This is a genomic window from Marinobacter sp. OP 3.4 (assembly GCF_036224885.1).
Classification (GTDB): Bacteria; Pseudomonadota; Gammaproteobacteria; order Pseudomonadales; family Oleiphilaceae; genus Marinobacter.
In genome coordinates this window covers 64,976-79,102 of the sequence record NZ_JAVVLT010000015.1, presented here as the reverse complement: position 1 = coordinate 79,102, position 14,127 = coordinate 64,976, and the positions used below count along the sequence as shown (strand labels likewise).

The following is a 14,127-nucleotide window of genomic DNA, read 5'->3' as shown; positions in this document are numbered from 1 at the left end:
GGCACTTGCATTTCCTTATGGTTACAGACTTAACTGGTGGCAATGCCATCGAAACTTCCATAGGAGCCCGTCACGAGTGCCCAGACAATGGCCTCCAGCGCGTTTGTTGTCCGCCGGCCTGATCATCGGCTTTCTACTGGCGCTGATAGCCATTTATCTGGCGACTCATTTGCCCAGGGTCGGCATCCATACCGAACCCGGGGTTCACGGTGTTCGGGTGGTGTCCGTAGCCCCGGACTCCAGCCTGCACGGCATGGTTCAGCCAGGGCAGGAGATCATAGCCCTTCGTAGTGGTAACCAGTTCTTTCGCCTGGAACCCGGCGATGCCGTGGCGGAACCGGACGACGCACCGGTATACGAGATCTACAACCGTTTTTTTGAGCGCCAGACAGAGATCTGGGAACTGCTCCGGGCCCCGGATACGGAATTTGCCATCATCGACCCGGGCGACCCGCCACAGTTACTGGCCACAAATGTCGTCACCCCCAGTTATGTGTCAGTTTTTGCCTCTCATACCTCCAATCTTTCAGGGCTACCGACGGCATTCTGGTTTCAACTTATATGCGCGCTATCTATCTTCTGGATGGGCATCGGCGCCTGGGCGTTCGTCCAGAACGAACGCGGGCCCCAATTTTATGCTCTGGCCGGCTTTGCGCTGGCATTGGCGATCATCGCCAGCGCCATCTACACAACGCGGGAGCTGGCCATGGAACCCGCGCTTTTCCTGACCCTGTCCCGCATCAACCAGTTCGGCGCCATGCTTTTCGCTGGCGCGGGAACCACCCTCCTCTGGTATTACCCCACCCGCCTTGGCCGCTGGCGCTTCGAGCGTTTCATGGTACCGGCGGTAGCGTTGATACTCGCGGCCAACTGGGGGCAGTGGACTAACAGCCTGGATCTGACCGCACGCCTCAGCCTGATGTGCTGGGCTGCGCTGGACGTCATACTGGCCGTTGCGCAATGGCGTCGCACACGTACCGAACCCGTGGCCCGGGCCCGACTGAAGTGGTTTGTGTTCTCCTGGTTCGGAGGCGTTCTCGGGTATCTGAGCCTGGTGGTCGCGCCGCAGATACTCGGACATCCCTCCATCATCCACCAGCAATGGGCCTGGATACTGTTTGTGCTGTCGTACCTGGGGATCGCTATGGGTATTGTCCGGTTCCGTCTGTTTGACCTGGACCGATGGATACTCATGGCCTGGTTCTGGTTTCTGTGCGGGGTTGTGGTGATCGCTTTCGACGCCATATTGGTGGTTGTACTGGATATGTCCACTACCCTCAGCCTTCTGGTGACCCTGGCCATTGCCGGCTGGCTTTACTTTCCCCTGCGACAGTTCTTCATCAGACGACTAATGCCCCGGGCGAAACGCGACCACTTCGCCAACCGGCTCCCGGAGCTCATTGCCGATGCCTTTGACACCCAGAAGGACATCAATCAGGAGTGGCAGACCATTTTACAGCGTACCCTGCAGCCGCTTCAGATCAATCAGACCGATGGCAGCAGCCCTGCCACTGCCATCAAAGACAGCGGATTACGGCTGATCGTGCCTGCGCCTTCCGGCCCACACAGCCTGGAACTTGGCTACGCCGATGGCGGACAACGGCTGTTCGATCGCAATGATCTGGCCTTTGTGGATCAAACCCTCATGCTGTTTCGCTACGCGGAAAACTACCGCCACCGCTTCCAGCAGGGCGTCATGGACGAACGCAAACGGGTTGCGCGGGACCTGCACGACGACGTCGGGGCAAGACTGCTCTCGGTCATTTACCGGGCGGGAGAGTCCGAGGCCGGCCAACTGGCCCGGGAATGCTTGCGGGAATTGCGTGATGTCATCCAGGGCCTTCAGAAGCAGCAGACCCTGCTGGGCCGCAGTTTCAGCCGCTGGCAACAGGAAGCCGCCGACCGCTGCCAACTGTTTGGCGTGGAGCTGGTGACCTCCCTGCAACCCGACGCGGCCGCCCTGGCCCTGTCACCGCGCTCCGAACGCAACCTGATCAGCATACTCCGAGAGTTCGTCACCAACACCCTGAAACATGCTGACGCTCGCAACATAGACATAACGCTCCTGGCCAGCGAACAGGGTTACCTGCTGGTGGACTGCCAGGATAATGGCCAGGGAATCAGCCCCGATGCCATGTCCGGGGTCGGTACCCACAGCATCCGGGAACGGGCGTCCGAAATTGGCGGGACCGCAATATGGTACTGCCCACTGTCAGGCGGCACCGGCCTGCAGTGCTCGCTTCCGGTCACGCCCGCCCGACACACAATAGCAGAGGAGATGCCATGAACCGGGTTATCATCCTGGAAGACCTTCCGGACGCCCAGCGCTGGTTACGGACCTCCGTGGCCGCGGCTTTTCCGGAGGCCGACATCCGCTGCTTCCCCACCCTTCACCCGGCGATGGCCGCGATAACGGAATTCCTGCCGGACCTGTGCCTCGTGGATCTACGACTGCCGGATGGCAACGGCGTGGATTTCATCCGCCAGTGCCGGCAGGTCTGCCCGGGGTCCGAGATCGTGGTGACCACCATGTACGATGACGACGCCCACCTGTTTCCGGCCCTCCAGGCCGGCGCCAACGGTTATCTGCTGAAGGAGGAGCCCCGGGAGGCCATCACCCGGTCACTGCTGGCGCTGAAGGACGGACAGCCGCCCCTGTCGGCCCCGGTGGCACGACGGGTACTGGACCAGGTTCGCCTGCATACCGGCATGGACCAGGGGATGACGGACGATGCGCTCGCGGCGGAATCCCTCAGCAGGCGTGAATGCGAGTTCCTGGCGGCCATTGCCGCCGGCATGACCACCGCGGAAGCCGCCGACCGGCTCGGGGTCAGCTACCATACCGCCGCCCACCACATAAAGAACATCTACGCCAAGCTCGCCATACGCAGCCGGGCCGAAGCCGTGCAGGCTGCTATCCGCCTGGGGCTGGTCGATCACCGGTAACAGGCCGTCCGGACACAAAAAAAGCCGGAGGACTGGATCCCCCGGCTTTTCCGGTTGGCAGTCACCGCCCCGTGGGGAGATGCCGCCAGACAACTGAACCTTCGACTTAGCCGAACTGGTTCATGGTGTTGTCCTTACCACCGGCCTTCAGGGCCGCGTCGCCTGCGAAGAACTCCTTGTGGTCATCACCGATGTTGGAACCGGCCATGTCCTGGTGCTTCACGGTAGCGATGCCCTGACGGATTTCCTTGCGCTGTACGCCAGCAACGTAGGCCAGCATGCCTTCGTCGCCGAAGTAGCCCTTGGCCAGGTTGTCGGTGGACAGGGCCGCGGTGTGGTACGTCGGCAGGGTGATCAGGTGGTGGAAGATACCCGCTTCGCGGGAACCGTCACGCTGGAAGTTCTGACACCACTCGTCGGCCAGCTGGGCCAGCTCGGTGCTGTCGTACTCTTCGCTCATCAGCTTGTCGCGATCGTAAGCGGATACATCCTTGCCTTCTTCCTTCCAGGCATCGAACACCTGCTGACGGAAGTTCAGGGTCCAGTTGAAGGACGGGCTGTTGTTGTAGACCAGCTTGGCATCGGGCACTACTTCACGGATGCGGTTAACCATGCTGGCGATCTGGCCAACGTGGGGCTTCTCGGTTTCGATCCACAGCAGGTCGGCACCGTTCTGCAGGCTGGTGATGCAGTCCAGCACAACGCGGTCTTCGCCGGTACCCGGACGGAACTGGAACAGGCCGGAAGCCAGACGCTTGGGCTTCATCAGCTTGCCGTCGGACTTGATCACAACGTCGCCGTTGTTGATCTCGGAAGCGTCTTCGATATAGTCGCCGTCGAGGAAGCTGTTGTACTGGTCGCCCAGGTCGCCCGGCTCGTTGGTAACGGCGAGCTTCTGGGTCAGGCCGGCACCCAGGGAGTCGGTACGGGCAACGATAACACCGTCATCCACACCCAACTCCAGGAACGCCAGACGAACGGCGTTGATCTTGGACAGGAAGTCGGCGTGGGGAACGGTTACCTTGCCGTCCTGGTGACCACACTGCTTCTCGTCGGACACCTGGTTCTCGATCTGGATGCAGCAGGCACCGGCTTCGATCATCTTCTTGGCCAGCAGGTAGGTCGCTTCGGCGTTACCGAAACCGGCGTCGATGTCGGCGATGATGGGTACCACGTGGGTTTCGTGGTTGTCGATCTGCTTGATCAGCTCTTCGGCCTTGGCGGTGTCACCGGCGTTTTCGGCTTCTTCCAGGGCACGGAACAGGTGGTTCAGTTCCCAGGCGTCAGCCTGACGCAGGAAGGTGTACAGCTCTTCGATCAGGCCGGATACGGCGGTCTTCTCGTGCATGGACTGGTCCGGCAGCGGGCCGAACTCGGAGCGCAGGGCGGCTACCATCCAGCCGGACAGGTACAGATAGCGACGCTTGGTGGAACCGAAGTGCTTCTTGATGGACAGCATTTTCTGCTGACCGATGAAGCCGTGCCAGCAGCCCAGGGACTGGGTGTACTGGGAAGTGTCCTTGTCGTAGTTCGCCATGTCCTCGCGCATGATCTTGGCGGTGTACTTGGCGATGTCCAGGCCAGTCTTGAACTTGTTCTGGGCGCGCATGCGGGCGGCGTGCTTCGGATTGATGGCGTTCCAGGTCGGGTTCTGCTTCAGGATGGAAGCAATCTGGTCAACGTCTTGTGCGTAAGGCATGGTCTCAGTCCTTGCTGTTTAGGGTTGAGGATCATTCAGTGAACCAGCATCCCGCTCAAAATTTGAGCAGATCACCGAAGATTGCGCCATACTTTAGACATTCCGCTCGCATAATTGAAATTTATATTATCTATTTCCGGCATTTTTCTGGTGAATATACGTATATTCCCCCTAACCCCCTGACTTACAAGACCTCGCCACCGCTGGTGGAAGTAAGGGCCAGCACCACCAGCCGGTCTCCCGGTTGCAGTTCCAGGTACTCCCGCCGGGGCGGATTCAACTGTAGCCGGTGCCCCCTGTCGTCGGCCCGGGCACGATAGACCCCCAGCGCCACCTCGCCCCCGCTCGCCAGGGTCTTCTCGAGCACATGGAAGTCCGTGCTGGCCGGCAGCGGGTAGTCGTCCGGGTCCCGAAACTGGATCTCCGCGCCGCCGGCCGTAAACAGTTCATCCAGAACGGCCCGCAGCTCCCGCCTCAGGGCCACCTGGGCCAGCACGTGACTGAGGATCATGGAGCTGATCATCATCTCGCTCTGGTGACCGTAGAGCAGCTGGCGGTTGTCCGGGTCACTCAGTTCCATGATGAGCTGGGGCCGACGCTCACTCTCGAGAAGGATATCCTCCAGTTGCAGGTAGCCCACCATGGCGCGGGCATCCGCCTCCTCCCCGGATGTCAGCCGGTCACTGCTCACCAGCACGATGCTGTCGTAGCGGGACGGGATGGTGCGACGCAGCTCCTCCTCCACCATGTAGTCCGCCTCGATGTGACGGCAGGGCACCGCCAGATCCGGCCCACAGTAGCGGTCGATGGCCCATTCCCGTTCCGCCGTCGGCAGCACCGACACCACATCCACCTCGAAGCCCTTCCCCGGGTAGCTAGCCATCTCAGCCACCATGCTGGGCACACGGCGGTTCCAGCCCAGCACCAGCACACGGTGCTGCGCTCCCGTTACGGGATGGGGGCGAGCCGCTGCTCCTGGCCGGCCAATGGCGGGCAGCGCCTGCTGGCGGCCGTCGGCCTCGGTTTCGCTGTAGTTGCGGGCCATCATCACCACCCGGTCATCGGCACCGACCCGGGTGTCCGACGGCGGCGCCAGGTTCACCTGCCAGCCCGCTCCGTCCGGTTTGAGTATGCCCAGCACGATGACCGCAGGGCGCTGTGCCGCCAGTTCCCCCAGTGCCAGCCCAGCCACCGAGTCGCCACTGCGGATATAGAGTTCGTTGCCGCCCTCACCGGCCAACAGTTCGTTGTAGACCTCCGACAGGCCGGGATGGAGCAGGTTCTGCACCATTAGCCGGCTGATGGTGGCGTCACCGGCCACCACCTCCACGGGCCCCGGATAGGCCCGCTCCACCACCGGCAGCTTGCGGATATCCTGCAGTTCAGCGACGACGAAGGGCAGTCCGGTACGGTAGTGACGGGCCTGGGCGGCGATGGACAACAGCGCCTTGACGGTCTCCACGTCGGCGGTGAGCAGACTGGTGGCCTCGTGGGCGGCACTGGGCACGATCACCGCCGCCGCGTCCAGGCAGGCCACACGGTGCAGGGCATCCGGCTGGATCGGCAGCCCGGATCGCAGGATCACCTGGCGGGCCCGGGCCCCGATGCCCGGTTCGGTCCGCAGCTCGTGGACCTGTGCGGCGCTGGCCTCCTCGGTCAGCACCACCAGGTTCAGCCGCGAGGTGTCGTGTTTTTCCAGGAAACGGCGCATGCGCCCGGTGGACCCCAGCAACTCGGAGAGCAGCGGCAGGGTCTGGCTGGTCCAGCCCAGAACCACGATATGGTTCTTCAGGGTGACCGGCGTCAATCCCCGCTCCAGCTCATTCATCCGGGCAATCAGCCAGCGGGTCAGGATGGCCACCAGGGTACCCATGAACACCACGTAGCCACTGACCGTCAGTAAGGTGGACACGAACCGCTGCCAGGCGCCCACATCATCCCCCAGGTAGCCGGGATCGGTCAGTCTCAGGAACGCCCACCAGATGGCATTGCCCACATGGTCGAACTCCCCGTCCAGAGGCACCACTAGGATCCCGCCCACCAGGGAGATGGTCGCGATAAACGCGGCCACCACCAGAAGCTGGAAACCGGCGCCCTTGACCAGTTGGCGCTCAACCACAAACTTGATCCGATCCACTATGCGGAATGGAAGCATGGATGCCCTTCTGTGACAGTTCGTTTGCGCAATGTCATGTCGTCCCCTAGCATAAATTAAAGTTCATCCTGGAGGTGAGCGCCCACCATGCCCGGACCACACCGGCATACCAACCTGCTGACGGCCTGCCTGGGCCTTACACTGGCGACGACTGTGGTCGCCGACACCGCTCACGTGCCCCAGCCCTGGCGTGCGGACGCGGTGGTCATGGGCCGGGACGAGACCTACGACACGGAACGCTTCCTCCACGAACTGACCTTCCGCCACCGGTTAGCCACCCCCGGCGTCACCGACGATGGCATTCGGGGCACCGCCGGCAGCGTCAGCAGTGACCGCCTGTACTACGATGTCCGGTTCCGCCAGGACTTTGAGTTCCGGGAGGGCCGTAACGGCTTCCTGCTGGACATCCAGCGCAGCGAGGACCTGGACGGCGCCTACGACCGGCAACTGGTCGGCTTCCGGCAAAACCTGGGGGACCATTCGGAAATCTGGCTGCAGGGTGACGTCTTCTCGGACAAGTCGGAAGCGGATGTGTACTTCAGCGCCCGCCACCACCTGACCGACGATAGCTGGATCCACGCCAGTTGGATACTTCCGGATGCCTATTTCAACGACAAGACCGACACCCAGGATACCTTCGAGGACAAACCCCAGACCTTCTTCCTGCAATGGCACCGGCAGGGAGCCGGCGACCTTGGCGGCACCACCGTGTCCCTGAGCCTGTCCCCCGAATCACGGTTCATCAGCCGCCAGGAAGACCTGACCGTGGACAATGAAAGCCTCCGCGCGGCTTTCACCCACCGACAATACCAGGGCACCTGGCTGCTGGAACTGCATATCGAGGGCGAACGCACCCGGCGCGAGTACCTGTTGCAGGGGGACGACGGCAGTCGCCCGGCGAGCTTTGACCGGGACCACCTGAAGGCCCTGGGCTCCGCCACCCTGACCAGCCACCGACTGACGCCCACCATCGGCCTGGCCTACGTGCGGCTGGATGAAAACGGCTTCTTCGGCCGGTCACTGGATGACGAGGGGGACATCCGCCGCCGGGAACCCACCCTGTTCGGCGAATTCTCCGTGCAGGCCGCCCCCAACACCGTCATCAGCCCGGGGCTCTACCTGAGCGCACCGGATATCCGGCAATCCTTTGAGCAGGAAGACGACCTCCACCACTCCGGCTTTCTCGGCAAGCTGGCACTGCCCATCGATATTCAGCTATCGGCCTCCGATAACGCCGTGCTGACTATCAACCCCACCTTCTACCTGCACACCGCAGGCTTCGGGGGCGGCAACCTGCAACTCCACTGGCCGTTGTAAACATCCCCCGATGTGGACTGAACGTTGAATAGTGGCCCTGGTTGATACTACCTACTGGGTCTGCACCATCTCATCGGTCACCTGGTACTCCCCGGCCAGCCAGCGCAGGATTTCCCGGGCCGCCGGGTGATCCACCTTGCCGTAGGCGGCCTTCAGGCTGGCCATCCGGTCCTCGCTGATGCGGTGGAGGCCCGCGTCCTGCAGCACCAGCAGGTCCGCCAGCAGTTGCTCTGCCAGGTCAGGACCGACCACCTCCCGGGCGGCGGTCCGGAAGGCCTGGCCATAGCAATAGTCTTCTCCCTGGCCGTAGCTCTGTGCCAGGGTCAGGGCCGGGATGGCGGTCAGCGTGGGCTGCAGCGCGGGGTTGATGGCGTGGCCGGCGATCTCCCCGGCATTGGCCGCCGGGCGCCCGGTGAAGCCGCGCAGGTGCAGGTGCCGGGACATGCGTTCACCGTCGTTGACCGGGTAGTTGTCCCACAGCAACGGCTTGCGGCGGAGCTGCCCAGCCACCCGGCGCAGGTGCCCCGGGGAGATCTCCCGGGAGCAAACTTCCTCGCCGGTCCAGAACACGTCCACGGCGGGATCCAGGGCCTCCCCCAGCACCGCCAGGTAGTCGTCCGGGCGCTGGCCGAACACCCGGTCCAGCACGGTGTCGTCGGAATAGTAGCTGGGGCACATGATGAAACGCTTTGCCCCGGAATGAGCCATCACCCAGCGCATGATCTCCGCCTGGGTACGGGCCAGCTCCGGGGTGTCGCTGTGCATGTCATCGAACAGGATCGCCAGCTCGTCGATGCCCATGCCGTCCAGGAACGCCAGTTTGCGGGCCAGCGCCTGGCGGGCGGCATCGTCGAACCGGTTGAAGATCTCGAACGGACTCAGGCCGATGCCGAAGCGCACCCCCTGCTCCCGGCAGAAGCCGGCGAACGCCGCCAGTTCCCGGGCCTGGTGCTCGGGATGGTCCTGCTCCCAGCAGCGCCGCAGGTAGGGATCCGCCTTGGGGGCATATAGGTAGAAGCCATAGCCGTGTGGCCTGAGCCGGCGCACCAGGGCCCGTCGCTCGTCCATGGTCCACAGCGGTCCATAGAAACCTTCGATAATACCGAGATCCGGCAGGGTCATGACTGTCCTCGTTGACGTCTGTGCCATTCCCGCGTTGGACAGCGTTCAGGCACCCGATAAATCCGCTAGACTGCGGGTAACAGTATCACACCCTCTCTATGCCATTGGACAAGCAGAAAAAATGGACGAACTCGCAACCCAGTTCCTGGACAGCAACCAGGTGGCCATCCAGCTCGCCGTCGCCCTGCTGCTGGGGGCGCTGATCGGACTGGAACGGGGCTGGGAGGCCCGCAACCGGGAACCCGGCGAACGTATTGCCGGTATCCGCACCCATGCCCTGGTCGGGCTGCTGGGTGCCATTGCCGCGCTGCTGGGCCAGACCCTGACGGCGTGGGCCTTTCCGGTGATGTTCCTGGGTCTGGTCGGCCTGAACCTGGTGTCCTATCGCGCCCGTGCCCCCACCAGCGGCGACTACAGCATCACCGGCATCGTCGGCCTGTTGCTGACCTTCTGCTTCGGCGCCATGGTGGTGGCGGTGGACATGGCCGTGGCCGCCGCCTCCGCCGTTATTACCGCCATCATCCTGGATAACAAGGAGGAGATCCACGGGGTCCTAAGGCGTCTCCAGTCCCACGAGCTGGGCGCCGCCCTGAAGCTGCTGCTGATCACCGTGGTCATGCTGCCCCTGTTGCCGGACCAGGGCATGGGGCCGGGGGAGGTCCTCAACCCCTACCAGATCTGGTGGATGGTGGTGCTGATCGCCTCGGTCTCCTTCGTGGGCTACTTCGCCATCCGCGTAGGTGGTGCCGAGAAGGGCATCCTCTTTACCAGCCTGTTTGCCGGCCTAAGCTCGTCCACCGCTCTGACCCTGCATTTCTCCCGCCAGTCCCGCCTGTCCGACAGCCTGACGCCCATGTACGCGGCCGGCATCCTGATCGCCTGCGGCACCATGTTTCCCCGCATCCTGGTCTACGGCGCCATTATCAACCGGGCCCTGTTGCCGGCACTGGTGTGGCCGGTCACCGCCATGGCCGTGGTGCTCTATGCCTGCGCCGGGGTGATCTGGGTGCGGCACCGCCACCATATCCGGGTGGTACAGCCGGAGCTGAACCAGAACCCGCTGGACCTGAAATTCGCACTGGTGTTCGGGGTCCTGCTGACAGTCATCCTGCTGCTGGGGGAATGGCTACGGCAGTGGCTGGGAGACCTGGGCATCTACGTGCTGGCCGCCACCTCGGGGATTACCGACGTGGATGCCATCACCCTGTCCCTGACCCGCATGTCCCTGGAAAGTATCGCCGCCGGCACCGCCGTCCTGGGCATCGTGATCGCCGCCTCGGTAAACAACCTGGTCAAATCCGTCATGGCGGCCACCATCGGCACCCGCCGTCTGGGCTGGCAGGTAGGTGCCCCCATGGCCGCGTCCCTGGCCACCGGCCTGGTTGTTGCCTGGTTCAGTCGGTTGGGAGGAGGGTGAAGCCATGTCCGGCCATCAGGTAACAGGTGACAAATGGCGATCATTTTCTATACTGTTCAGGCATCGGACGGCATACGGGACAAACCTGATCCCGAGGCCGTCCGGCATAACCAACAAGAATAAAGGAACCTCTGAATAACAACTTCCCTGTTCAGGGGGTCCTATACCGGAGCAGACCCGATGTCGCTATTGCGCCTGGTGTGGCCCTGATGGACTACTATGACCTGATCATCGTGGGTGGCGGGCCGGCGGGCTCCACCCTGGCGTGGGCCCTGCAGAATACCGGCAAACGTATCCTGCTGATCGACCAGTCCCACTTTCCCAGGGACAAGAGTTGCGCCGGCTGGATCACCCCTGCCGTGTTCGATGCCCTCCAGATTAACCCCGCCGATTACGGCCGGGACCACCTGCTGGAACCCATCCGCGGTTTCCGCATCGGCATGATCGGACATCGTGCGGTGGAGAACGACCATGGCGAAAACGTCAGCTACGGCATGCGCCGCAGTGAGTTTGACCACTATCTGCTCAGCCGGGCCCACACCGACCAGGCACTGGGCACGCCCATCAACGCCCTGCGACAGGCCAACGGCAACTGGGTGATCAACGAACGCTGGGAAACCCCGTTGCTCATCGGCGCCGGGGGTCATGCCTGTCCGGTGGCACGCTACCTGGGGGCTGGCCCCGGCAGCCACGAAACCGTGGTCAGCGCCCGGGAGATGGAGTTCGGGATGACCCCGGAACAGGCCGACGCCTGCAATGCCCGGGGCGACCGCCCGGAGTTGTGGTTCTGCCGTGACCTGAAGGGGTACGCCTGGATCTTCCGCAAGGGCAACCACCTGAATGTGGGGCTGGGGCGTGAGGACTCCCGCGGGCTGTCCCGGCACCTGGAGCGCTTTGTCACCCATATGCAGGCCCAGGGCCGCATTCCCGGCGACCTGCCCGGCCAGTTCAAGGACCATGCCTACCTGCTCTATGACCACGCCGAGCGACCGCTGGTGGACGACGGCGTCATGCTGCTCGGGGATGCCGCCGGCCTGGCCTTCAACCAGAGCGGCGAGGGTATCCGCCCGGCGGTGGAATCGGCGCTGATGGCCGCCAACGTCATCCGCTCTGAACCCGACCTCTCCGCCCGCAGCCTGCAACCCTACGGCGAGGCCATCGCCAGGCGCTTCGGCACCCGCTCCATGCACCGGGACACGCCGGTACAGGTCCCCGACTGGGTCAAGATGCCCCTGGCCGCCAGTCTGATGAAATCCCACTGGTTCACCCGCCGGGTGGTGGCGGAACGCTGGTTCCTCCACCAGCAGGTGCCTCCCCTGGACCTGCCCAAGCCCCCGAGTGCCGGTCACGAGACCGCCTACTGGCGACCGGCCTGAAATGAAAAAGCCGGGCCACAGGGGCCCGGCGAAGTGTCGTCAACTCAAATCGTACGTTTCATGCAAGAACGTTGGAGTGCCCCAACGATCAGAACTTGACCCGCATACCGGCCAGGGCACCCATGTCGGTCTCGTCGATATCATTGTCGGCGATTTCGGCAAACACGCTGACGTTCTTCTGGGTCGGGAACTTGTAGGTGACGTTGGCGTACCAGCCTGTTACGTCATCGGCGTTATCTTCTTCCTGATTCTGCATACCGATCGCGACGCCAGTGGTGTTGGTTACATCAAGGGTGGCGGCAACGTTATACAGCTGGGTATCCAGATCGGTGTTGCCGTCATCAGTGACACTGTAGTCCGCAGCAAGCCCGAAGACACCGAACTCGTAACCGGCGCTCACGCCCCAGGTATCCAGTGATTCACCACCCAGCGGGGTGTGCTTCTGGAAACCGCCACCCAGGGACAGCCCGGCAACGTCGGCAAAGGCAAAAATGTCGAAGAACTCACCTTCAACGCCACCTTTATCTTCAGCTTCCAGCTCATAACTGGATACCAGGTAAATGTTGTCCAGCTCCACATCAACACGGAAGGTGTCATCACCATCAGTGCCTACCGCATCAAACTGATCTTCATCCAGCGGCGCCTCATAGGCTTCCTCGACACCGAACTCATCAGAAGCAAAGTTCTGCTTACCGAAGGAGAATGAGGTTACGCCGTAGCGGATACCCACGTAGGCCTCTTCCAGAGGGGTGACGTTATCCTTGCCGTTGGCCTCGTCCTTGAAATCAAAATCCACACGACCAAAGGCGGTCATATCGTTGTTCAGGTCGTAGCTGAAATAGTTCTTCAGCTCCAGGTCGTCGAAATCAACGTATTCGCTCTCGTCTTCGCCGATGTCCCGACGCAGCTGAACCTGAAGGTCGCCATTGAGCTTGTAGGTGAAGCCATCATTCTCGTATACGGTGACGGCGTTAGCGGAACCGGCGGCGGCAGTCACAGCGACAGCCAGGAGAAGTTTCTTCATTTATTGATACTCCATTTGGTTTGGGTACGTCGGTTTATTTAATCGCCGGAATTCATCCAGCGCTTCATCTCACGTTTAGTATTCTCATCAGCTTTCAGGTACCAATAGCGAAGCATTTCCCTCACCATTTCCTGGTCCCGGGCCACTGGAAATTCATCTTTACGATCAGGGTTATCCAAAAACCGGTTATTACTGTCTTGCAGGCCGGCTAGAGCAGCCTCACCGGAACCGGCCCGGTTATAATCAGACAACTCCTGCTCATAATTCCGGGCAAACTGAAACCCATCCTTCTCCAGAACATCGGATTTGAACGGATGGGGGTTGCCACCGGCATCCTTCAGGATCCATCCGTCGGACTTATTAAATGCCCTCATTTCCTGGCGGGTAGATATATCCGGGGCCTCAAGGGTCAAATACTGGTCTTCGGATTCGAAAAGAATCACGAAAACATCCGATGTATCGAGAACGCTGTCATCGTCATTCCGGCCAAGTTCCGCCGTATACTCAACAAGGATCTGACTGGGCCCATCCCGTAGGGAAATCTCACGCCCTTCTCGCCCAGAAAGCCCACCGTTGATAGCTTTAAGATCCACGCCCTCACCGAGACGAAGCGTCACGTCGGCATAAACAGGCGCAACAAAAACCAACATAAATATGAAAAAAGATGCCGGAGAAAATTTATTAAAATGACACATGAACAGCTACGCCAGTAAGGAAAATCTCAGTCGCGAGAGATCATATACACTGTTTATTAAAAAATTATTTCAATGCAGAAATAACCACGATATTAAAAAAATCCGGAGCATAGCTCCGGAAACAAAGTTAACTCAAATCATGACATTCTGAAGTCGTTTGGAGTTGCCAAAAGACGTTCTGCCCTGCAGAAAGACGCGATCACAACCCCGACACCTAAACTTCAACTCTATTATTAACGAACAAGGTTACAGATCAGTTAAAAACCATCGAGAAACGCAAAATAACGTCAAATAAAACAATAAAGACCAAAAAAAATCCGGAGAATAAAAACCTCCGGCTCTGACATTTCTTCGAATCAGGATTTACAGGGATATC

The 14,127-nt window shown here is 61.3% G+C and carries 10 protein-coding genes; 5 read left to right on the top strand and 5 right to left on the bottom strand.

What is annotated here, in order from left to right; all coding sequences use genetic code 11:
- Window positions 1-76: 76 nt before the first annotated feature.
- The gene (locus RO069_RS02680) at window positions 77-2,287 is read left to right on the top strand and encodes a sensor histidine kinase (protein ID WP_328185196.1); all 2,211 of its coding nucleotides are present in this window, start codon (window positions 77-79) and stop codon (window positions 2,285-2,287) included.
- Window positions 2,284-2,946 (top strand): response regulator transcription factor, encoded by a 663-nt coding sequence (locus RO069_RS02675; RefSeq protein WP_328185195.1) that lies wholly within the window; start codon window positions 2,284-2,286, stop codon window positions 2,944-2,946. The genes RO069_RS02680 and RO069_RS02675 overlap by 4 nt, the downstream gene beginning before the upstream one ends.
- A gap of 106 nt (window positions 2,947-3,052) precedes the next feature.
- On the opposite strand, the gene RO069_RS02670 is transcribed toward RO069_RS02675, so the two are convergent.
- Both RO069_RS02670 and RO069_RS02665 read right to left on the bottom strand, forming a co-directional pair.
- Window positions 3,053-4,645 carry an isocitrate lyase gene (locus RO069_RS02670; protein ID WP_328185194.1) on the bottom strand — a complete coding sequence of 531 codons (1,593 nt, stop codon included), beginning with the start codon at window positions 4,643-4,645 and terminating at the stop codon, window positions 3,053-3,055.
- Between the two features lie 184 nt (window positions 4,646-4,829).
- Window positions 4,830-6,800, bottom strand: a complete 1,971-nt coding sequence (locus RO069_RS02665) for a CASTOR/POLLUX-related putative ion channel (protein WP_328185193.1) — start codon at window positions 6,798-6,800, stop codon at window positions 4,830-4,832.
- Window positions 6,801-6,887: 87 nt separating this feature from the next.
- Between RO069_RS02665 and RO069_RS02660 the strand changes: the two genes are divergently transcribed.
- Window positions 6,888-8,117, top strand: a complete 1,230-nt coding sequence (locus tag RO069_RS02660; RefSeq protein WP_328185192.1) for a hypothetical protein — start codon at window positions 6,888-6,890, stop codon at window positions 8,115-8,117.
- Window positions 8,118-8,168: 51 nt separating this feature from the next.
- Here the strand turns inward: RO069_RS02660 and RO069_RS02655 are convergent, their stop codons facing one another.
- Window positions 8,169-9,239, bottom strand: a complete 1,071-nt coding sequence (locus RO069_RS02655) for a beta-N-acetylglucosaminidase domain-containing protein (protein WP_328185191.1) — start codon at window positions 9,237-9,239, stop codon at window positions 8,169-8,171.
- Between the two features lie 121 nt (window positions 9,240-9,360).
- Between RO069_RS02655 and RO069_RS02650 the strand changes: the two genes are divergently transcribed.
- Window positions 9,361-10,656 (top strand): MgtC/SapB family protein, encoded by a 1,296-nt coding sequence (locus RO069_RS02650; RefSeq protein WP_328185190.1) that lies wholly within the window; start codon window positions 9,361-9,363, stop codon window positions 10,654-10,656.
- A 209-nt stretch (window positions 10,657-10,865) separates the two neighbouring features.
- Window positions 10,866-12,032, top strand: coding sequence for an NAD(P)/FAD-dependent oxidoreductase (locus RO069_RS02645; protein WP_328185189.1), 1,167 nt, complete (start codon window positions 10,866-10,868; stop codon window positions 12,030-12,032).
- Between the two features lie 88 nt (window positions 12,033-12,120).
- Here RO069_RS02645 and RO069_RS02640 read toward each other — a convergent pair whose 3' ends face one another.
- Both RO069_RS02640 and RO069_RS02635 read right to left on the bottom strand, forming a co-directional pair.
- Window positions 12,121-13,056 carry a porin gene (locus tag RO069_RS02640; protein ID WP_328185188.1) on the bottom strand — a complete coding sequence of 312 codons (936 nt, stop codon included), beginning with the start codon at window positions 13,054-13,056 and terminating at the stop codon, window positions 12,121-12,123.
- A gap of 38 nt (window positions 13,057-13,094) precedes the next feature.
- Window positions 13,095-13,751 (bottom strand): YccT family protein, encoded by a 657-nt coding sequence (locus tag RO069_RS02635; RefSeq protein WP_328185187.1) that lies wholly within the window; start codon window positions 13,749-13,751, stop codon window positions 13,095-13,097.
- Window positions 13,752-14,127: the final 376 nt, after the last annotated feature.

Excerpts from the sequence above, each read along its gene's own strand:
- RO069_RS02660 (WP_328185192.1), top strand. The coding sequence starts at position 6,888 with ATGCCCGGACCACACCGGCATACCAACCTGCTGACGGCCTGCCTGGGC.
- RO069_RS02645 (WP_328185189.1), top strand. The coding sequence starts at position 10,866 with ATGGACTACTATGACCTGATCATCGTGGGTGGCGGGCCGGCGGGCTCC.
- RO069_RS02670 (WP_328185194.1), bottom strand. The coding sequence starts at position 4,645 with ATGCCTTACGCACAAGACGTTGACCAGATTGCTTCCATCCTGAAGCAG.
- RO069_RS02655 (WP_328185191.1), bottom strand. The coding sequence starts at position 9,239 with ATGACCCTGCCGGATCTCGGTATTATCGAAGGTTTCTATGGACCGCTG.
- RO069_RS02635 (WP_328185187.1), bottom strand. The coding sequence starts at position 13,751 with ATGTGTCATTTTAATAAATTTTCTCCGGCATCTTTTTTCATATTTATG.
- RO069_RS02650 (WP_328185190.1), top strand. The coding sequence starts at position 9,361 with ATGGACGAACTCGCAACCCAGTTCCTGGACAGCAACCAGGTGGCCATC.
- RO069_RS02665 (WP_328185193.1), bottom strand. The coding sequence starts at position 6,800 with ATGCTTCCATTCCGCATAGTGGATCGGATCAAGTTTGTGGTTGAGCGC.
- RO069_RS02675 (WP_328185195.1), top strand. The coding sequence starts at position 2,284 with ATGAACCGGGTTATCATCCTGGAAGACCTTCCGGACGCCCAGCGCTGG.
- RO069_RS02640 (WP_328185188.1), bottom strand. The coding sequence starts at position 13,056 with ATGAAGAAACTTCTCCTGGCTGTCGCTGTGACTGCCGCCGCCGGTTCC.